The organism is Mesorhizobium sp. M1066, from assembly GCF_040318635.1.
Lineage (GTDB): Bacteria > Pseudomonadota > Alphaproteobacteria > Rhizobiales > Rhizobiaceae > Mesorhizobium.
Map to the genome: position 1 here is coordinate 139,329 of NZ_JAMYMR010000002.1, position 17,722 is coordinate 157,050.

21 protein-coding genes are annotated in these 17,722 nt (G+C 62.8%); 11 read left to right on the plus strand and 10 right to left on the minus strand.

Annotated elements, in window-relative coordinates:
- The first annotated feature begins 252 nt into the window (after nucleotides 1-252).
- The gene (locus tag NKH52_RS03675; protein ID WP_023760739.1) at nucleotides 253-678 is read left to right on the plus strand and encodes an Hsp20 family protein; all 426 of its coding nucleotides are present in this window, start codon (nucleotides 253-255) and stop codon (nucleotides 676-678) included.
- 121 nt (nucleotides 679-799) lie between these two features.
- Complete coding sequence (locus NKH52_RS03680) at nucleotides 800-1,054, plus strand: BQ00720 family protein (RefSeq protein WP_023760740.1); 255 nt, start codon at nucleotides 800-802, stop codon at nucleotides 1,052-1,054.
- A 67-nt stretch (nucleotides 1,055-1,121) separates the two neighbouring features.
- On the opposite strand, the gene ptsN is transcribed toward NKH52_RS03680, so the two are convergent.
- From ptsN to NKH52_RS03715, 7 genes are all read right to left on the minus strand, one after another.
- Nucleotides 1,122-1,586 carry a PTS IIA-like nitrogen regulatory protein PtsN gene (ptsN, locus tag NKH52_RS03685; protein WP_013529589.1) on the minus strand — a complete coding sequence of 155 codons (465 nt, stop codon included), beginning with the start codon at nucleotides 1,584-1,586 and terminating at the stop codon, nucleotides 1,122-1,124.
- A gap of 102 nt (nucleotides 1,587-1,688) precedes the next feature.
- Nucleotides 1,689-2,273 (minus strand): ribosome hibernation-promoting factor, HPF/YfiA family, encoded by a 585-nt coding sequence (hpf, locus tag NKH52_RS03690; RefSeq protein WP_013529588.1) that lies wholly within the window; start codon nucleotides 2,271-2,273, stop codon nucleotides 1,689-1,691.
- Nucleotides 2,274-2,537: 264 nt separating this feature from the next.
- Entirely contained in the window at nucleotides 2,538-4,064 is a 1,527-nt protein-coding gene (gene rpoN / locus NKH52_RS03695) for an RNA polymerase factor sigma-54 (protein ID WP_352728166.1), read from the minus strand.
- A 324-nt stretch (nucleotides 4,065-4,388) separates the two neighbouring features.
- Nucleotides 4,389-5,207, minus strand: coding sequence for an LPS export ABC transporter ATP-binding protein (lptB, locus tag NKH52_RS03700; protein ID WP_013529586.1), 819 nt, complete (start codon nucleotides 5,205-5,207; stop codon nucleotides 4,389-4,391).
- Nucleotides 5,207-5,788, minus strand: a complete 582-nt coding sequence (locus NKH52_RS03705) for an LptA/OstA family protein (RefSeq protein ID WP_023812537.1) — start codon at nucleotides 5,786-5,788, stop codon at nucleotides 5,207-5,209. The genes lptB and NKH52_RS03705 overlap by 1 nt, the downstream gene beginning before the upstream one ends.
- Nucleotides 5,775-6,488, minus strand: a complete 714-nt coding sequence (lptC, locus tag NKH52_RS03710; protein ID WP_127296382.1) for an LPS export ABC transporter periplasmic protein LptC — start codon at nucleotides 6,486-6,488, stop codon at nucleotides 5,775-5,777. Before lptC ends, NKH52_RS03705 begins: the two co-directional genes overlap by 14 nt.
- Nucleotides 6,489-6,823: 335 nt before the next feature.
- Nucleotides 6,824-7,018 carry a hypothetical protein gene (locus NKH52_RS03715; RefSeq protein WP_127296383.1) on the minus strand — a complete coding sequence of 65 codons (195 nt, stop codon included), beginning with the start codon at nucleotides 7,016-7,018 and terminating at the stop codon, nucleotides 6,824-6,826.
- Nucleotides 7,019-7,185: 167 nt separating this feature from the next.
- Here NKH52_RS03715 and sppA point away from each other — a divergent pair, with 167 nt between their 5' ends.
- From sppA to lhpI, 4 genes are all read left to right on the plus strand, one after another.
- Complete coding sequence (gene sppA, locus NKH52_RS03720; protein ID WP_352728164.1) at nucleotides 7,186-8,142, plus strand: signal peptide peptidase SppA; 957 nt, start codon at nucleotides 7,186-7,188, stop codon at nucleotides 8,140-8,142.
- A gap of 81 nt (nucleotides 8,143-8,223) precedes the next feature.
- Complete coding sequence (locus NKH52_RS03725; protein ID WP_006200394.1) at nucleotides 8,224-8,508, plus strand: integration host factor subunit beta; 285 nt, start codon at nucleotides 8,224-8,226, stop codon at nucleotides 8,506-8,508.
- Nucleotides 8,509-8,566: 58 nt separating this feature from the next.
- Entirely contained in the window at nucleotides 8,567-8,947 is a 381-nt protein-coding gene (locus tag NKH52_RS03730; protein WP_352728162.1) for a LapA family protein, read from the plus strand.
- A gap of 37 nt (nucleotides 8,948-8,984) precedes the next feature.
- Nucleotides 8,985-9,950 carry a bifunctional Delta(1)-pyrroline-2-carboxylate/Delta(1)-piperideine-2-carboxylate reductase gene (lhpI, locus tag NKH52_RS03735; RefSeq protein ID WP_352728160.1) on the plus strand — a complete coding sequence of 322 codons (966 nt, stop codon included), beginning with the start codon at nucleotides 8,985-8,987 and terminating at the stop codon, nucleotides 9,948-9,950.
- Here the strand turns inward: lhpI and NKH52_RS03740 are convergent.
- The 3 genes from NKH52_RS03740 to NKH52_RS03750 all read right to left on the minus strand — a co-directional run bounded on the left by NKH52_RS03740 (nucleotide 9,947) and on the right by NKH52_RS03750 (nucleotide 11,540).
- On the minus strand, nucleotides 9,947-10,384 hold the full coding sequence (locus NKH52_RS03740) for an EVE domain-containing protein (protein WP_352728158.1): 438 nt from the start codon (nucleotides 10,382-10,384) through the stop codon (nucleotides 9,947-9,949). The two genes, lhpI and NKH52_RS03740, sit on opposite strands and share 4 nt — an antisense overlap.
- Entirely contained in the window at nucleotides 10,381-10,776 is a 396-nt protein-coding gene (locus NKH52_RS03745) for a VOC family protein (protein WP_352728156.1), read from the minus strand. The genes NKH52_RS03740 and NKH52_RS03745 overlap by 4 nt, the downstream gene beginning before the upstream one ends.
- Before the next feature lie 74 nt (nucleotides 10,777-10,850).
- Nucleotides 10,851-11,540 (minus strand): helix-turn-helix transcriptional regulator, encoded by a 690-nt coding sequence (locus tag NKH52_RS03750; RefSeq protein ID WP_352728154.1) that lies wholly within the window; start codon nucleotides 11,538-11,540, stop codon nucleotides 10,851-10,853.
- 134 nt (nucleotides 11,541-11,674) lie between these two features.
- Between NKH52_RS03750 and NKH52_RS03755 the strand changes: the two genes are divergently transcribed.
- From NKH52_RS03755 to NKH52_RS03775, 5 genes are all read left to right on the plus strand, one after another.
- Nucleotides 11,675-12,769: an RsmD family RNA methyltransferase gene (locus NKH52_RS03755; protein ID WP_352728152.1), complete on the plus strand. Its 1,095-nt coding sequence runs from the start codon at nucleotides 11,675-11,677 to the stop codon at nucleotides 12,767-12,769.
- Nucleotides 12,766-13,623, plus strand: coding sequence for a TrmH family RNA methyltransferase (locus NKH52_RS03760; RefSeq protein WP_352728151.1), 858 nt, complete (start codon nucleotides 12,766-12,768; stop codon nucleotides 13,621-13,623). Before NKH52_RS03755 ends, NKH52_RS03760 begins: the two co-directional genes overlap by 4 nt.
- Before the next feature lie 13 nt (nucleotides 13,624-13,636).
- Nucleotides 13,637-14,134: a signal peptidase II gene (gene lspA / locus NKH52_RS03765; RefSeq protein ID WP_352728149.1), complete on the plus strand. Its 498-nt coding sequence runs from the start codon at nucleotides 13,637-13,639 to the stop codon at nucleotides 14,132-14,134.
- Nucleotides 14,135-14,200: 66 nt separating this feature from the next.
- Nucleotides 14,201-15,190, plus strand: a complete 990-nt coding sequence (acuI, locus tag NKH52_RS03770) for an acrylyl-CoA reductase (NADPH) (RefSeq protein WP_352728147.1) — start codon at nucleotides 14,201-14,203, stop codon at nucleotides 15,188-15,190.
- A 139-nt stretch (nucleotides 15,191-15,329) separates the two neighbouring features.
- The gene (locus tag NKH52_RS03775) at nucleotides 15,330-17,588 is read left to right on the plus strand and encodes a response regulator (RefSeq protein WP_352728145.1); all 2,259 of its coding nucleotides are present in this window, start codon (nucleotides 15,330-15,332) and stop codon (nucleotides 17,586-17,588) included.
- Nucleotides 17,589-17,722: the final 134 nt, after the last annotated feature.

A 17,722-nucleotide genomic window follows, 5' to 3' on the forward strand; every position in this document is an offset into this window, starting at 1 on the left:
CGAAGCGGCCGCGAGCTGCCATGCCGAACCGCTCGACCGGGGAAGACGATCCCCGACCTGCGCGCTTCTCCTTGCATCTGCTCGCCGTTTCAAGCGCCATGCCGATCATTCCTGTGAGTCCACGGCCTGGTCTTTTTGGGCGGGTCTGTTGACGGCTTGAACTTGGTCGCGGGGCGGACCATATCAAGGCCATCGGGAAAAATGCCATCTGGGTTTTTCCACTTTATGTCGCTCTTGAGAGGACAGTGTAACATGAGCCGAATGACGCCTTTTTCCAGCCCGCTTCTGCTTGGCTTCGACGCCATGGAAAAGACCCTGGAACGCTTGGCGAAATCCGGCGACAGCTACCCTCCCTACAACATCGAACGCCTCAGCGGCGCCGACGGCAAGACCGAAAGGTTGCGCATTACATTGGCGGTCGCCGGTTTCGCCGAAAGCGATCTCGATGTCACCACGGAGGAAAACCAGCTGGTCGTGCGCGGCCGTCAGACCGACGACACCGAGCGCGAATTTCTTCATCGCGGCATCGCCGCGCGCCAGTTCCAGCGCTGTTTCGTGCTGGCCGACGGCATGCGGGTGATCGCGGCGGAGTTGAAGAACGGTCTTTTGTCGATCGACCTCGATCGGCCGGAGTCCGAACGGCTGGTACGGAAAATAAACATATCGGTGAAAGACTGATCTTTACCACTGCATCGGCCGGAAAATCGGCACCGATTTTTCGAAAGCACGATGCAGCAAATTGAATGGCTCTCATGCGGGATGGCCTTGAGCGGCGTCCTCGCGCCAAGGAGGCTTTGAAATGACCAGAACTGAAAACATCACCATGACCAATGGCGAATTCGCTCATCTCGGCGAAGGCTCGGTCGCTTATCTCAGAAAGGTCTCGAGCGACGAATTGCTCGGCCGTTTCCCCAATCTCGGCGAAATCGCCCCCGGCATGGAACTGTGGGCCTTGTTTGCCGCCAATGGTCAGCCGATCCTGCTTTCCGATGCGCGTGACCGCGCTCTGGCCGGCGCCATGGAAAACGACCTGACCACCGTCGCCATTCACTGACAGCGATTCCGACTGAAACGGAAAAGGGCCGCCCATGGCGGCCCTGTGGCGATATCATTCTCGAAATTCAGGCTGCGTGCGAAGCCTGGGTGTCCGACAAAAGCGCGTGGATAGCGGCGGCGTCGCGCGTACCCCTGATCTTGGCTACCGTGTCGGCATCGCGCAGCACCCGCGCGATGCGCGACAGTGCCTTGAGGTGGTCGGCGCCCGCCCCTTCCGGCGCCAATAGCAGAAACACGAGATCGACGGGCTGATCATCCAGCGATTCGAAATCGACAGGCGTCTCCAGCCGGGCGAAAACACCTGCGATGCGCTTCACGCCAGCCAGCTTGCCGTGCGGAATGGCGATGCCGTTGCCGACGCCGGTCGAACCCAGCCGCTCACGCTGCAGGATGGTGTCGAACACCTCCCGCTCCGGAATACCGGAAATCGCCGCTGCCCGTTCGGACAGCAATTGCAGCAGCTGCTTCTTGGAGTTCGCCTTCAACGCCGGCAATATCGCCGGAACGTTGATAAGATCGCTCAGATCCATGCTTGAAAATCCCTTGTTCGCCTGCCGTCACCAGTCCCCACCCCTCGTGTGGCCGGCTCTTATTGCCGTGCGACCTTTGTCGTCACCGTGCGACCTTTGTCGTCACGCTTGCGCGACCTTGGTCGTCGACGGGTCGATCCAGCCGATATTTCCATCGGGTCGGCGATAGACGATGTTGAGATGGTCGGTTCCCGCATTGCGGAAGACAAAGACCGGGCTGTCCTTGGTGTCGAGCTCGATGACCGCCGACGCCACCGACATGGTCTTCAGCGTCATGGTTGATTCGGCGACGATGGCGGGCGCGAAATTCTCCGGAATGTCCTCGTCGTCATCGGCAAGCGGCGCCATCACCGTGTAGGCTATGTCGGTCGGCTGGCCGTTGGCGGCGCCCGAATTGTGCGATTTCAGCCTGCGCTTGTAGCGCCTCAGGCGGGTTTCCAGACGGTCCGCCGCCGCCTCGAAGGCAAGCGTCGGATCCTGGGCATCGCCGGTGGCCTGCAGCGAAGCGCCGGAATCCAGCCGGATCATGCAGTCCGCCGAATAGCGCGAGCCCGATTTGATGACCGTGACATGTCCGGCAAAGCCGCGATCGAAATATTTGCCGATCGCTTCGCCGACGCGATCATTGATGCGTGTCCGAAACGCATCGCCGATGTCCATGTGTTTTCCCGATATGCGCAGATTCATCTGAAAACTGACCTTCCTTGCTCAGGCTTCAAACTGGCCCGAGTTTATACTCGTGATCCGTGCGCACAAGCTTTGCGGCGTCACTTGCGCCGATTTTAAATCCAAACTTTCCGGTTGATCACAAGCCGCCCTTTGACCGTCCCGAGGCCAACGTCGTGACGGACCATCCGCATGCGGGCATCTAGCCCGTCTCATGCGGGCGGGCTTCTAGCCACTTCACCGCGGCTTGTCAATGAAGTGCCGGCCTGTGGAAAATCGACCCGCTCAGCGCCCGGCGCTGGCCATCGCCCGTTTCTCGCGTCGGCGCTGCACCGAAGAGGGGATATTCATGCCTTCCCGGTACTTGGCGACCGTACGCCTTGCAATGTCGACGCCACTTTCACGCAACATGTCGACGATTGCGTCGTCGGAAAGCACGTCGACGGGTTTTTCCTCGTCGATCAACTGCTTGATGCGGTCACGCACGGCTTCCGAGGAATGCGCATCGCCGCCGCCCGAGGCGGCGATCGAGGCGGTGAAGAAATACCGGAGCTCGAACACGCCGCGCGGCGTCAGCATGTATTTGTTGGCTGTGACCCGGCTGACCGTCGATTCGTGCATGCCGATGGCGTCGGCCACCGTGCGCAGATTGAGCGGCTTCAGCTGCCGCACGCCATGGACGAGGAAGGCATCCTGCTGGCGAACGATTTCCGAGGCGACCTTGAGGATGGTCTTTGCCCGCTGGTCGAGGCTGCGCGTCAGCCAGTTGGCGTTCTGCAGGCATTCGGCCAGAAAATCCTTTTCCGCCTGGTTCTTGGCCTGCGGCGAGACCTGGGCGAAATAGACATGGTCGACCAGTACGCGTGGCAGCGTTTCGGCGTTGAGTTCGACGGTCCAGCTGCCGTCATTGGCCGCGCGCACCTCGACATCGGCGACGATCGCGTCGCTGGCGCCGCCCGAAAACGCCATGCCCGGCCGGGGATCGAGCGCCCGGATCTCCGCCAGCATGTCGAGCAGATCCTCCTCGTCGACACCGCAGATCCGTTTCAATGCATGAAAGTCACGTCGTGCCAGGAGTTCGAGATTGGTGACCAGCGTCTTCATCGCCGGATCGAGCCGGTTGCGCACCGCAAGTTGCAGCGACAGGCATTCGGCTAGGTCGCGGGCAAACAGGCCGGCCGGCTCGAAGGTCTGACACACCGCCAGCACCTTCGCCACGGCAGCGGCATCCGCACCGAGACGAGCGGCGATCTCGGCCAGGTCGGCACGCAGATAGCCGGTCTCGTCAAGGCCGTCGGCGAGTTCGGCGGCGATCAGCCGTGCAGCCGGATCGGCGAAGGCTAGCGCCACCTGTTCACCGACATGGTCGCGCAGCGTGATCGCAGCAGTCGCCATATCGCCCGCATCAAACCACTCGGATGAGGAACCCGCGCCATTGCCCGAAGCCGACTTCCATTGTGCCGTCAGGTCGGGACCGAGCCGCTCGCTGGTGCCCGGGTCGTCGGGAAACAGGTTTTCCAGCGACGTGTCGAGCTTGTCCGAGATCGCCTCGGCGCTCCACTGCGTCTCGTTTTCGAACCAGTCGCCTTCGGCGGTGGCTTGCGGCTCCGCCTCGACCTTCTGCGCCTGGTCGCTGGCGGCATCGTCCTGCGGCTCGGCGCGTTCCAGCAGCGGGTTGCGCTCGATTTCCTCGTCGATGAAATGCTCAAGCTCGACATGGGTGAACTGCAGCAGCCGAATCGACTGCATCAGCTGCGGCGTCATCACCAGCGACTGCGATTGTCGTAGCTGTAGTTTGGCCGCCAACGCCATGGTTCGGTTTCACACGCCTCGTCTACGCATCCCGACTTCCGGGCAAGAATTTTGCAGCCGGCCATAAAAACTGGCCCGGCTTTTGCTTGTCAAGGCAATTGGTAGCAAAACGCGCTTACCGGAGCGTTATCCCGGAGCAAAATCGAGAAAAAAGCGCCGCGCGAACCGCAAAAATCGTGTCAGGAAACAAATTTCACGCTCAGAGCAATTCCAGGAAAAGTGTGAAACGGTTTTCCCGGAAAAGCGCATAGCGCTTTCCCTTGGGAATTGCGTCAAAACGAAAAGACGGAGCGGATTGGCGTTTTCCGTGAAACGACGAACCGTTCAGAGCGTAAAACCCTCGCCGAGGTAAAGTCGCCGCACATCCGGGTTTGCCACCACCTCGTCGGCCCTTCCATGGGTCAGCACCTGGCCGGCATGGATGATGTAGGCGCGGTCGATCAGGCCGAGCGTTTCGCGCACATTATGATCTGTGATGAGGACGCCGATGCCGCGCGCTGTCAGGTGGCGCACCAGTTGCTGGATATCGGCGACAGCGATCGGATCGATGCCGGCGAAAGGCTCGTCGAGCAGCATGTAGGCCGGACGCGTCGCCAGCGCTCGCGCGATTTCCAGGCGTCGCCTCTCGCCGCCCGAAAGCGACATTGATGGCGCCTTGCGCAGATGGCTGATGTGAAATTCCTCGAGCAGTTCGTCGAGATTGCGCTCGCGCACCTTGCGGTCCTTTTCGACCACTTCCAGCACGGCGCGGATATTCTGCTCGACATTGAGCCCACGGAAAATCGATGCTTCCTGCGGCAGATAGCCGATGCCGAGGCGTGCGCGACGGTACATCGGCATCGACGTGACGTCGAAGCCGTCGATCTCGATCGTGCCTTCATCCACCGGCACGAGGCCGGTAACCATGTAGAAACAGGTCGTCTTGCCGGCGCCGTTGGGGCCAAGCAGTCCAACGGCCTCGCCGGCGCGCACGCCGATGGTGACGCCGCTGACGACCTTGCGGCCCTTGTAGCTCTTGGTCAGCCCCTTGGCGATCAGGGTTCCCTTGAACTTTCCCGCATCGACGGTCACCGTGGCCGGCGCCGAAAGCTTGCCGGCGGCCCGTCCCGGAAGACGCGCCGTCAACGACGACAGGCTGGCCATCAGGGGTTCGTCGCTCCCGATTTCGGCGGCGGCGTGATCGACATCTGGACGCGTTGCCCAGCACATGGATCCACCTGAGCCAGTCCGCTTTTCATCTGCACGGTAAGCTTGCAGCCTACCAGAACATTGTCGTTTTGCGACAGAACGACCTTTTTGCCCGAAAGCACCAGCACCTGGCTCTTCATATCGAAGCTGCCTTGATCGCCGGTCGCGACCTGCGCATCCGACTTGATGTAAACCTTGTCGGAGATCTCCAGGTGATCGATGTTGGCCGAGCCCGTCATCGCCGCACCCGCGGCCTCCGTGCCCTTGGCAGCGGCGTTGGGGTCCTTGACGTAGTAGACCGTCATCTTGCCGGCCTTCATCAATGTCGGCCCCTGGACGACGCTGACATTGCCCGTGAAGATGGCGACACTGTCGGCCTGGCGGACTTCCAGCTTGTCGCTCTCGATCTGGATCGGCTTGTCGCCGGACAGTTTGAGGCCTGATTGACTGGTCGTCTGCGCCCATGACGGCACGAGTCCGAGCAGCAGCAACGCTGAAGTTGCAGCCGCGAGCCGCGTCGAACTACTGAGCCGCATTGGTTTCTCCGCTGTTTCCCTGTGCCGCCTTCAAGGCGGCGGAATCGATGTTGACGCGCACTTTGTTCTCGAAAACCAGAACCTTGCCATTGTCCTGGACCGACATCGTATCCGCCGTGATCCGCGACCCGCCACGGCTGACATCGACGGGATCTCCCGTCTTCATAGTGCCTTTGCCCATGTCGAGGAAGACCGATTTGAACTTGGCCTGCATGCCGTCGGTCGTGGTGATCGTCACGTCGCTGGTCAGGTTCATCGTATTGCCGTCGCGATCGTAGGTGCCGTGCGAGGCCTTGACCGCCGCCACATTGTCGGGCGCGATCGGCACCTTGGCGTCGATGCCTTCCAGCTCGATGATACCTTGCGTGCTGACATCCTGAATGGCACGCAGCGCCGTCATCGAATAAGGCTGCTTCTGCTTGGTGAAACCGTTGAGCTTGGGATTGGCCATCACCAGCTTGCCGTTGGAAAAGGCAGTGCCTTCCGCCTGAACCTTCACGGCGACGGGTGCGGCGAGATAGGAATAGATCGGGAAAGCGACCGCTATCAGTGCCGCGGCCACTGGCACGGCAAATTTGAGAACGCGCACGCGGCGCGAATGACGCTGTGCACGGTCGAAAGCATCGCCGCGCGTCCGGCCGTCCGCCGGGGAAGCCAACACCGCCTCGGCGTTGGTTGGTTCAATAGGTCGCGCTAACATTCACTGCTTTCTTCTAACCCTGCCCGCCCTTGAGCACCGCCTATAGGTGGGATGCCGGCGCTTTCAAGCAAGCACAAGCCCACGAAAACTGCAAAAGTGTGACAGCCGCCTTTGTACAGACGAAAACGAAGTCAGCACAACTGCGTGTTCTCCATAGCAGAAACAGACACGCGGCGTAAAATTTATCAGCGCCTGTCTCGCCGCCCGACCTCGCGGTGATTGCCCAAAAACGTGAGGGGAGATGTCGGATGCCCCGCCTGGCCAGCCTGGCCGATCGTGTATGCGGCGTTGCCGATCACGTCGGCGGGACGCTTTTGGCTTAGATCCGGTCGGCGTCAGGCCGCCTTCCTCTGTATGAGACCAACAAGAACGGTGCGCATTCCCGAATACGATGGGCTGCCAATTTTCACTTCCCAATCAGTGTTGCGTTTCCGAGGGTGCTTCACATTACGCAACGCTTGGCGGAATGTGTTCGGGTCGACGCCTACAGTTCGAGCCATATCTTCGGCGGTTGTGTGTTTGGCGATCATGAAATCTCCTATGCCTTTTGCCGGTATATAGGGCGTTTGCGCAACTCGGCCAAAGGATTAGCCGTTTGCGCAAACTTCAGACTGAGACACTGCCGGAAAGAGAACTGCTTCCCGATGAGAGGATCATGGTCTAAAAGCGTCCCCTTCCGCCGACTGAAAGGCTGACCATGGCACTGAGAGCCGACGACCTGATCGACCGCCGCCGTTTGCGGCGCAAGCTGACATTCTGGCGCGTTGTCGCCATAGGCATCGTAGCCCTTGGGGTGATTGCGCTTTCAACCTGGTTCTATGGCGACGATTTCGGCGGCTCGACGGTCGACCATATTGCCAAGGTCAAGATCGAAGGCACGATCACCGAGGACGAGGAACTGATCAAGCGCCTGGAAACCGTCCGTCTTTCATCGAAGGTGAAAGGGGTGATCCTGTCGATCGATTCGCCTGGCGGCACCACCGTTGGCGGTGAATCGATCTATGAAGAAGTGCGCAAGCTGGCCGCCGACAAGCCGGTGGTGGCGGAAGTCGGCACGCTCGCCGCATCGGCGGGCTATATGATCGCCAGTGCCGCCGATCACATCGTTGCCCGCAAGACCTCGATCGTCGGCTCGATCGGCGTGCTGATCCAGTATCCCGACGTCAGCGGCCTGATGGACAAGCTCGGCGTCAAGCTGGAGGAGGTGAAATCCTCGCCGCTGAAAGCCGCGCCCTCTCCCTTCAAGCCGACCAATGACGACGAGCGCGCCATGGTTCGCAAACTCATCCTCGACAGTTACAACTGGTTCGTCGACATCGTTGCCGAACGCCGCAAGATGACCCACGAACAAGCGCTGGCGCTTGCCGACGGCTCGATATTCACCGGGCGCCAAGGCGTTGCCAACGGGCTGATCGACGCCGTCGGCGGCGAGGCCGTAGCGGTCGACTGGCTGGCCACCAAGGGCGTCGATGCCAAGCTCAAGGTCGTCGAGTGGAAGGATACCGAACGGCGCGGCAGCTTCCTGTTCTCGAAAGCGATGGCGCAAACCATCGGCAGTGCGCTCGGCCTGCCCGCCTACAGCGGCGACGTCATCCATGAACTCGGAGCCGACCGCTTGTTTCTTGACGGTCTCGTTTCCGTCTGGCACCCTTGAGATGCGTTTGGGGCAAGTGAAAAAAGCAAATAAAATCATCCTCATAATTTTGACCGCACTGCTTTCACGGGGATCCGTCTCATGATCAAGTCCGAACTTGTGCAGATTATTGCCACGCGCAATCCGCATCTTTTCCTGCGCGACGTCGAAAACATCGTCGGCGCGATTTTCGATGAAATCACCGACGCCCTTGCCGAAGGCAACCGGGTCGAACTGCGCGGCTTCGGCGCTTTTTCGGTGAAAAACCGTCCCGCCCGCACCGGCCGCAACCCGCGCACCGGCGAATCCGTCGAGGTCGAGGAGAAATGGGTGCCGTTCTTCAAGACTGGCAAGGAACTGCGTGAAAGGCTGAACGGCGGCAAGTAGGCGCGCGCGTCAGCGCCAGACGGCCTCTCGGACAGGCCAGCTTCCGACGGAAAACATCATGTTCAATCGCTTCATGCTCATCGTGATCTTCGTGCCCCTGGCGATCATCCTGATCGCACTCGCCGTTGCCAACCGCGAACTGGTCGCCTTCACGCTGGATCCGTTCAACCCCGGCAATCCGAAGCTGACCCTGACTTTGCCGCTGTTCATCTTCCTGTTCCTGGCACTCGCCATCGGCATGATCGTCGGCAGCCTGGCAACCTGGGTCAAGCAGGGCCGCTATCGCAAGCTGGCGCGCCAGCGCGGCGTCGAGGCCGAGAACCTGCGCCAGGCGGTCAGCCGTGCGCCGGCGGTATCACAAAGCCAGGCTCCGGGAACGGCCCCAGGCTCCGCCCACGGGTCAGCCCACGGGTCCGCATTGCCGAAGCCGACCGCTTGAACCGCCTGTTGGCGGTTTTGTCCCCACGGAGTTTTGCATGCTGACCATTTCGGCCGCAGAGGTTGACCATGCCCTGAGCTTTGCCGGGCTGGTCGAGACGCTGCGCATGGCGTTTCGCGACGGTGCGGTGCAGCCGGTCAGGCATCATCATACGATCGAGCGGCCCGATGGTGCCGCCTCCACACTGCTTTTGATGCCGGCCTGGACCGATCTCAACGCGGCGGGCACATCGGCCGGCGGTCACGTCGGCGTCAAGATCGTCACCGTGTCCCCCGACAACAATGCCATCGGCAAGCCGGCGGTGATGGGGCTCTATCTCCTGCTCAATGGCGCCACCGGCGAACCTGAAGCCTTGATCGACGGCCAGCGGCTGACACAGTGGCGCACCGCCTGCGCTTCGGCACTCGCGGCCTCCTATCTCGCCCGCGACGATGCCTCGCGGCTGCTGGTGGTCGGCGCCGGCGCGCTGTCGCCCTTCCTCGCCAAGGCGCACTCCGCCGTGCGGCCGATCAAGACCATCCGCATCTGGAACCGCACCCCGGCCAATGCCGAGAAAGTCGCCGCCGACCTGCGCGCCGAGGGTTTTGCAGCCAGCGCGGCGAGCGATCTCGATGCCGAGCTTGGGCGGGCCGACATCGTCTCCTCGGCGACGATCACGACGACGCCGTTGATCAAGGGTGCGCTGTTGCAGCCGGGAACCCATGTCGACCTGGTCGGAGGCTTTACGCCGACGATGCGCGAGAGCGATGACGACGCGATCAGGCTTGCCCGCGTCTATGTCGACACCCGCGCCGGCGCCACCAAGGAAGCCGGCGACATCGTCCAGCCGCTGGCCTCCGGCGTGCTGAAGCCGGAAACCATTGTCGCCGATCTGCACGAATTGGCGCGCGGCCAGAAGAAGGGTCGCGAGAGCGCCGGTGAGATCACGCTGTTCAAGTCGGTCGGCGCGGCGCTCGAGGATCTTGCCGCCGGCATTGCCGTCTACAAGGCGCTCACGGCCTAGTTTGCCGTTGCACCCATTTCGGCGCCCATCGCCTCGGCGACCACACGAAAATCGTGATCCTCGATTTCGAAAAGGCCAAAGCGAAGCTGATAACCCCAGTTCGACTTGCCGACGGTGAATTCGAGCTTGTCGAGCAGCGGCTTGATCGGCGCTTCCTCGGCCTTAGCCCACGCAACATCGCGGCGGAACGGCGTGAAGCCGGCGCCCATATCGCCCTGATAGGGCCCGCCTTCCCGCACCGTGCCGATCGCGGTGAAGGCCTGCAGGCCATCTTTCTCGCCCAAAACAGTGGTCGGCGAATAGTAGACGATGCCATCGCCTGGCTTGACGCGACGCAGCGGTGCCGCCTTGCCGTGGTTGACCTGCATGAAGCCGGCTGCGCGACCCCGCCGGACATGTTCGGCCGATGCCACCGCGATCCAATACGCGCTCATTTCTGGTCACCATCGGCTTGTGCGCCGTCGGACAGCCAATAGACGCGCAGGTGATGATTGTCGGGATCGAGCGCGACAAAAGTACGGCCGAAATCCATGTCGGTCGGCGTCTGCAGGATTGTCAGCCCGCGCCCGGACCAGTCGGCATGGGCGGCATCGACCGCATCGGGCGTGTCCAGCGCAAACACGATTTCGGCGCCACCGCCTGACGTGGCGGCTGCCGGCTCCGCCGTGTGGCGCGACCACAGGCCGAACTTGAAGCCGGCATCGAGCACGAACAGCACGAAGGTCGGCGAACTTTCGACCGGCTCACGGCCGAGCAGCGCGCTGTAGAAGGCGCCGCTCTGCTGCGGCTGGTCGACATAGAGGATGACGAAATTCGGGGTGGTCATGTCTGCTCTCCAAGGTTCAGCGTTTCGACTTGGCGAACATAGGATGCGCTACTGTCAGTTTCTGGCAGTAGCCGTCACGAACCACGCGGCGTGTCGAGCGTTGCCCGCCATTCCTTGAGCAGCGCCTGGCGACGATGGGGATAGCGCGTATCTGTTGCATGGAGTTCGGTGATGCGATCAGTGCGAAAATGCCGGAAATCGTGCCGCATCTCGCACCACGCCACCACCACCCGCACCTTGTCGAAGAAGCCCAGCGCAAATGGCCACACGACACGCTCGGACGCAGCGCCGCCCGCGTCGCGGTAAAGAAAGCCGAGCTTGCGCTCGTTGCGGATGGCCTGCCGTACGAGGCCAAGGTCGATGGTCTCGATGGCCATGGCGGGAGGGCCGACCAGCAGTGTGCTCGCGTCGAGATCCTCGCGCAGACCGTCCGGCAGGACAGCCGCGATCTTGGCCAACGCGTTGGCAGCGGCGGCCGAAAGACGCTGGTCCGGCTGCTTGGCGACCCAGCGCGAGCCGAGCACGATGGCTTCGATCTCCTCGTCGCTGAACATCAGCGGCGGCAGCATGAAGCCGGGCTTGAGCACATAACCGACACCCGCCTCGCCCTCGATCGGCGCGCCCTGGCCCTGCAGCGTGGCGATATCGCGGTAGAGCGTGCGGATCGAAATCCCGAGTTCATCGGCCAGCGCTTGCCCGCTCACCGGCCGGCGATGCCGGCGCAGGCACTGGATCAGGTCGAGCAGGCGTTCGGAGCGGGACATCCGGTAGATTTGCCTGTTTCATTGACATTGGTCCATCGCGGCCAACCTGAACCGGAGAGGCCGACCTGTCGGACTTGGTTGCGAAGCCGGTTGCCCTATGTCAAAAGCGGCCACCCCGTTCGGAGTTGCCCCGCTTGAAGTCTTTTCGCGACAAACGCCGCGACAACCGTCCACATCCATCCGCGAAGGGTGCGGCGGACGTGTCACGTCCGCGTCCCGGCCAGGCTCCCGCCAGACCGGAAGCGCCACCGCGCGAGCGCCATGAGGCGAAGACGGAAAGTCGTTCCGAACCGAACTCGGCGCCGCGCATCCTGGCCCGCCGCGAAGGCGCTCTGCCCGCCGAACATCTTCCCGTGATCCTGGAAGTGGCGCCCAATGCCGATTATGCGCTCCTCGACAGCGGCACCGGCCAAAAGCTCGAACAATATGGCCCCTACCGTATCGTGCGGCCCGAGGGCCAGGCGATCTGGCAAAAGGCCTTGCCGGCAAAGGAATGGGAGCGCGCCGACGCCGTCTTCACCGGCGACACCGACGAGGAGGGTATCGGCCGTTGGCGTTTTCCCAAGCTGCCGCTCGGCGAGACCTGGCCGATGAAGCATGAAGGCATCGACTATCTCGGCCGTTTCACCTCGTTTCGTCATGTCGGCGTCTTTCCCGAGCAGGCCTCCCATTGGGATCACATGGCCGGGCTGATCGCGGCGGCGAAGCGGCCGGTCAAGGTGCTGAACCTGTTCGGCTATACCGGTCTCGCCTCATTGGTGGCGGCTCGCGCCGGCGCCGAGGTCACCCATGTCGATGCCTCGAAGAAGGCAATTGGCTGGGCCCGTGAAAACCAGGAGATGGCCGGCCTCGGCAGCAAGCCGATCCGCTGGATCGTCGACGACGCGGTCAAATTCACCGAGCGCGAGGAGCGCCGCGGCAGCCGCTACGACATCATCCTGTTCGACCCGCCGGCCTATGGCCGTGGCCCCAAGGGCGAGGTCTGGCAATTGTTCGAGGACCTGCCTGATTTGACCGACCTTTGCCGGGCGATCCTGACGCCGAAGCCGCTTGCCGTGGTGCTGACCGCCTATTCGATCCGCGCCTCCTTCTTCGCCATCCACGCCTTGATGCGCGATACGTTTGCCGGCATGGGCGGCAAGATTGAATCGGGTGAGCTGATCATCCGTGAAAAGTCCGCCGGCCGGGCGCTCTCGACCTCATTGTTTTCGCGTTGGGTGGCTGAATGAACGAGCGGCATGCAGGCGCACCTGGCCAGGTGAAAGAGGTCACCAGCCTCGCCAATCCGCTGGTCAAGGACATCAAGGCGCTCGCTCAGAAGAAGTTCCGCGACCAGCAGAACGCCTTCATGGCCGAGGGGCTGAAGCTGGTCATCGATGCGCTCGATCTCGGCTGGCAGATCAGGACATTGGTTTTCGCCAAGGCCGGGCGCGGCAACGCGGCGGTGGAGAAGGTTGCCGCACGCACGGTTGCCGCAGGCGGCATGGTGCTAGAAGTGTCGGAAAAGGTGCTGGTCGCCATCACCCGCCGCGACAATCCGCAAATGGTGGTAGGCGTCTTTTCGCAGAAATTCCTCGCCTTGAAGGATGTACGTGCCGACAATGGCGATGTCTGGGTGGCTCTCGACCGGGTACGCGATCCCGGCAATCTCGGCACCGTCATCCGCACCATCGATGCCGTCGGCGCCAAAGGCGTCATCCTGGTCGGCGATACCACTGATCCATTCTCCGTGGAGACGGTGCGCGCCACCATGGGTTCGATCTTTGCCGTGCCGGTGGCCAAGGCGACAACCGAGGCTTTCCTTGCCTGGCGGGGCGGCTTCTCAGGCCTCGTCGCCGGAACCCACCTGAAAGGCGCCGTCGACTACCGCTCGGTCGATTTTTCCCGCGGGCCCGTGCTGCTGATGATGGGCAACGAGCAGCAGGGGCTGCCCGAAAGTCTGGCTGCGAGCTGCGACAGGCTGCTCAGGATTCCGCAAGCGGGCCGTGCCGATTCGCTCAATCTGGCCGTCGCCACCGGCATCATGCTGTTCGAGATCCGGCGCGGCGCGCTGAAGCTCGAGCCAATCCTGGACCAGCAATGAAGGTTGCCTGCCCGTGAGATCATGGTCTCCCTACGCACTGCTCGTCGTCGCGGCCATCGCGCTCGACCAGTGGATAAAATACCTGGTCGAGGCCGATCTGCCTTTTCAGGAGAAGGTTGATCTGCTGCCCTTCCTGGCGCTGTTTCGCACCTACAATACCGGCATCGCCTTCTCGATGTTCTCGTCCTTCGGCGACACCGGGCTGATCGTCATCTCGCTCGCGGTCGTTGCCTTCGTGCTGTTCCTGGCGACGCGGATCGCGCCGTCCCAGATTCTTGCCCGCACCGGTTTTGCGCTGATCGTCGGCGGCGCCCTCGGCAATCTGATCGACCGCGCCGTCTACGGCCACGTCATCGACTACATCCTGTTCCACACGCCGGTCTGGTCCTTCGCCGTCTTCAACCTTGCCGACGCCTTCATTTCGGTGGGCGCGGCACTGGTCGTCTTCGACGAGCTGTTCGGCTGGCGGCGCGAGCCCGGGCCGTCCAACGCCAAGTCTTCCAAAGATTGACCCCGTGCGGCCATCGCCGCACAGTCTATGTCGTCAAACAAGATCGCGGAGAAAGAGGAGAAAGAGATGTCCGAAACCTTCAAAGCCATCCTCGTTTCGCGCGACGCCGAGAAAAAGCAGTCGGTAACCGTGACCGATCTCACCGAAGCCGATCTGATGGAAGGCGATGTCACCGTCGCGGTCGAGGCAACGACGGTGAACTACAAGGATGGCCTGGCGATCACAGGCAAGGCGCCGGTGATCCGCCGCTGGCCGCTGGTGCCGGGCATCGATTTCGCCGGCACCGTCATCTCGTCTTCCCATCCCGACTGGCGCACCGGAGACAAGGTCATTCTGAACGGCTGGGGCGTCGGCGAAACCCATTTCGGCGCCTATGCTGGCCGCGCCCGCGTCAAAGGCGACTGGCTGGTGCCGCTGCCGCAAGGCATCAGCCCGCATGACGCGATGGCCGTCGGCACCGCAGGCTATACCGCCATGCTCTGCGTCATGGCCCTGGAGCGGCACGGCATCCTGCCCGATCGCGGCCCGGTGGTGGTGACGGGGGCGGCCGGCGGTGTCGGCTCGGTTGCGGTCTCGATCCTGTCCAGCCTCGGCTACCATGTCATTGCTTCCACCGGCCGTAATGCCGAAAGCCCCTATCTGATCGACCTTGGCGCCGCCGAAGTGATATCGCGCGACGAGCTTGCCCAGCCGGCCAAGCCGCTGGCCAAGGAGCGCTGGGCCGGCGGCATCGACGCGGTCGGCAGCCACACGCTGGCCAATGTGCTCTCGATGACCTCCTATGGCGGCGCGGTCGCCGCCTGCGGCCTGGCCGGCGGCATGGACCTGCCGACCAGCGTCGCGCCCTTCATCCTGCGCGGCGTCTCATTGCTCGGCATCGATTCAGTGATGGCGCCGAAAGCAGTCCGCCTCGAGGCATGGCGCCGCATCGGCACCGACCTCGATCTGCAGAAGCTCGCCAGCCTGTCCAGCACCATCGGGTTCGACGGCATCGTCGATGCCGCGCGCGACATCGTCGACGGCAAGATCCGCGGCCGCGTCGTCGTGGATATGTGACTCCGCCCAACTGCCGGAAGGGATGGAATCGCCAGATCTGGCGGCAAACCCGCCGCAGCCGCGGCAAAAAGCGCTCATCCGCTAAAATTCGAACGATCCGCCGCAATTTTCCATAATCTCTGTCTGGCAAGGATTTCGCATGATCGCGGAATCCGGCAGCCAACAGGCGGACACTGGCGACGACGTCGATGCGGTGCTCCCGCCGCTGGTGCCCGAGCCGGAATTCTCCAGGCGCGAAAGCCTGCCCTTTCTGACATTCGTCGCCATTGTGGTGGTGGCCGGGCTGGCGCATCTGACCGGGGCACCAATCTTCATCAGCGTCGCATTGCTGGCAACCGGTCTTGCCGGTCTTGCCCTGCATCTGCGCGCCAGGCGGAGCGAACATCGCACCTCTGCCCTTCTTGACGAAACCACCGCCCGCAGCCGAGCCGAGATCGAGACGCTGGCCGACCGCATGTGGGAGATGCAGGAGAGCGACGAGCGCTTTCGCGGCCTGATCGACGCGCTTGGCGATCTCGTCATCCATCGCGACCGCGATGGCTACATCGTCTATGCCAACAAGGTCTTCGCCGATCTCGTCGAGATCGACCAGCGCGACCTTGCCGGCAAGACCCTGGCAGAACTCGGCATCGAGGTCGGCATGGTTCCCGATGCCGCCTTTTCCGACCATGAGTGTCTGAGTTCCACCGATGTCTCTATCAGCACGCCGAGCGGGCAGCGCTGGTTCTCCTGGATCGAACTGTCGGTGCGCGACAAGGACAGCGGCGCGGTTTCGCACCGCGCCATCGCCCGCGACATCACCGCCCGCAAGCGCGCCGAATCCTCGCTGATCACCGCACGCGAACGTGCCGAATATGCCAGCCAGGCCAAATCGCGCTTCCTCGCCACCGTCAGCCATGAAATCCGCACCCCGATGAACGGCATCATGGGCATGGCCAGGTTGCTGGCCGACACCAGCCTGTCGCCGGAGCAGCAGACCTATGTCGGCGCCGTCTCGACCTCGGCCAGCGCATTGCTTGCCCTGATCGAGGATCTTCTCGACTATTCCAAGATCGAAGCCGGGCGTTTCGACCCCGAGCCGCAGCCGATGTCGGTGCGCGAGATCGCCGACAACATCATCGAATTGCTGGCAGCGCGCGCCTTCGCCAAGGATATCGGGCTGGGTTGCCATGTCGAACCCGACGTGCCGCAATTGATCACCGCCGATCCGGGCAAGGTCAGGCAGGTGCTTCTCAACCTCATCGGCAACGCCATCAAGTTCACCGACAGCGGCGGCGTGCTGGTGAGCATAGCACGCGCACGCACCGAAACCAGCGACCGCATATGCTTCACCATAGCCGATACCGGTCCGGGCCTGCGTGATGCCGACTTGGAGCGCATCTTCGAGGAGTTCGAGCAGGCCGACGGCACGTCGACACGCACACATGGCGGGGCCGGCCTCGGCCTTGCCATCTCCAGACGCCTGGTGGCCGCCATGGGCGGCACGATCTCGGTATCCAGCCGGCTCGGCCAGGGATCCGAATTCGTCTTCGAAATCCCTGCGATAGCGGCCACCGAAGCGCCGCAGGGCCATCAGAATGCTCTCTCGGGCAGACGCGCGGTGATCCTGTCGAAGAACGCCGTCGAGGCCGACGCAATCGCCCGCACCATCCGCGCCAATGGCGGCGCGGTCGACATCGCCACCACTCCCGCACAGGCCGCGCCTTTCGCCGCCGGCTGCGATGCGATCCTGGTCGATGCAGCGATGGAAGAAGGCGACGGAAGGCTGCTCAAGCGCCTGCGCCAGAGCGGTTTCTCCGACTGTGAGGCGATCACGCTGATCGCGCCGACCGATCGCGGCATGCTTGGCGAGTTCCGCGCCAGCGGCTACGCAACCTTCCTGGCCAGACCGGTGCGTGGCGGAACACTTCTGCGTGTGCTGTTGAGCAGCCATGCTCCGAGCCTCGGCCCGCCGCAGCCGGAAAGGCGCGGCGCGCTGACGCTGCGCACCGTCGGCAACCGCCAGCGCGGCCTGTCGGTGCTGATCGCCGAGGACAATGACATCAACGCCATGCTGGCCCGCGCCACGCTGCTGAAGGCCGGGCATCGCGTCAAGGTGGTCGGCAACGGCAAGGCCGCCGTCGAGGCTGTCACCGGCGCCGCGCACAAGGACCGCTTCGACGTGGTCTTGATGGATCTGCACATGCCGGTGATGGACGGGCTGGACGCGATCGCCGCCATCCGCCGCCATGAGGAAGAAAGTGCCGTGCGGCCGGTGCCGATCATGGTGCTGTCGGCCGACAGCCAGGAAAAGACCCGCCATGCGGTGTTGGCTCATGGCGCCAGCGGCTTTGTCACCAAGCCGCTCGACCCCGAGGCGCTGGTCAATGCCGTCGAGGGGCAGGTCGTCGCGGCCTGAGCTTTCCACCGCCATTCGGCACGGGCGATCACTTAAACGTAGCCGGTTGATCGTATTCGCCAGCCGACGAAGTATTGCCCATGACGTCGTATCACGGTACTGTCACAATCCTGTTGCACCTACACCGTATCCCC

Coding starts and splice junctions, on each gene's coding strand:
- NKH52_RS03675 (WP_023760739.1), top strand. CDS start 253: ATGAGCCGAATGACGCCTTTTTCCAGCCCGCTTCTGCTTGGCTTCGAC.
- NKH52_RS03680 (WP_023760740.1), top strand. CDS start 800: ATGACCAGAACTGAAAACATCACCATGACCAATGGCGAATTCGCTCAT.
- ptsN (WP_013529589.1), bottom strand. CDS start 1,586: ATGGATCTGAGCGATCTTATCAACGTTCCGGCGATATTGCCGGCGTTG.
- hpf (WP_013529588.1), bottom strand. CDS start 2,273: ATGAATCTGCGCATATCGGGAAAACACATGGACATCGGCGATGCGTTT.
- rpoN (WP_352728166.1), bottom strand. CDS start 4,064: ATGGCGTTGGCGGCCAAACTACAGCTACGACAATCGCAGTCGCTGGTG.
- lptB (WP_013529586.1), bottom strand. CDS start 5,207: ATGGCCAGCCTGTCGTCGTTGACGGCGCGTCTTCCGGGACGGGCCGCC.
- NKH52_RS03705 (WP_023812537.1), bottom strand. CDS start 5,788: ATGCGGCTCAGTAGTTCGACGCGGCTCGCGGCTGCAACTTCAGCGTTG.
- lptC (WP_127296382.1), bottom strand. CDS start 6,488: ATGTTAGCGCGACCTATTGAACCAACCAACGCCGAGGCGGTGTTGGCT.
- NKH52_RS03715 (WP_127296383.1), bottom strand. CDS start 7,018: ATGATCGCCAAACACACAACCGCCGAAGATATGGCTCGAACTGTAGGC.
- sppA (WP_352728164.1), top strand. CDS start 7,186: ATGGCACTGAGAGCCGACGACCTGATCGACCGCCGCCGTTTGCGGCGC.
- NKH52_RS03725 (WP_006200394.1), top strand. CDS start 8,224: ATGATCAAGTCCGAACTTGTGCAGATTATTGCCACGCGCAATCCGCAT.
- NKH52_RS03730 (WP_352728162.1), top strand. CDS start 8,567: ATGTTCAATCGCTTCATGCTCATCGTGATCTTCGTGCCCCTGGCGATC.
- lhpI (WP_352728160.1), top strand. CDS start 8,985: ATGCTGACCATTTCGGCCGCAGAGGTTGACCATGCCCTGAGCTTTGCC.
- NKH52_RS03740 (WP_352728158.1), bottom strand. CDS start 10,384: ATGAGCGCGTATTGGATCGCGGTGGCATCGGCCGAACATGTCCGGCGG.
- NKH52_RS03745 (WP_352728156.1), bottom strand. CDS start 10,776: ATGACCACCCCGAATTTCGTCATCCTCTATGTCGACCAGCCGCAGCAG.
- NKH52_RS03750 (WP_352728154.1), bottom strand. CDS start 11,540: ATGTCCCGCTCCGAACGCCTGCTCGACCTGATCCAGTGCCTGCGCCGG.
- NKH52_RS03760 (WP_352728151.1), top strand. CDS start 12,766: ATGAACGAGCGGCATGCAGGCGCACCTGGCCAGGTGAAAGAGGTCACC.
- acuI (WP_352728147.1), top strand. CDS start 14,201: ATGTCCGAAACCTTCAAAGCCATCCTCGTTTCGCGCGACGCCGAGAAA.
- NKH52_RS03775 (WP_352728145.1), top strand. CDS start 15,330: ATGATCGCGGAATCCGGCAGCCAACAGGCGGACACTGGCGACGACGTC.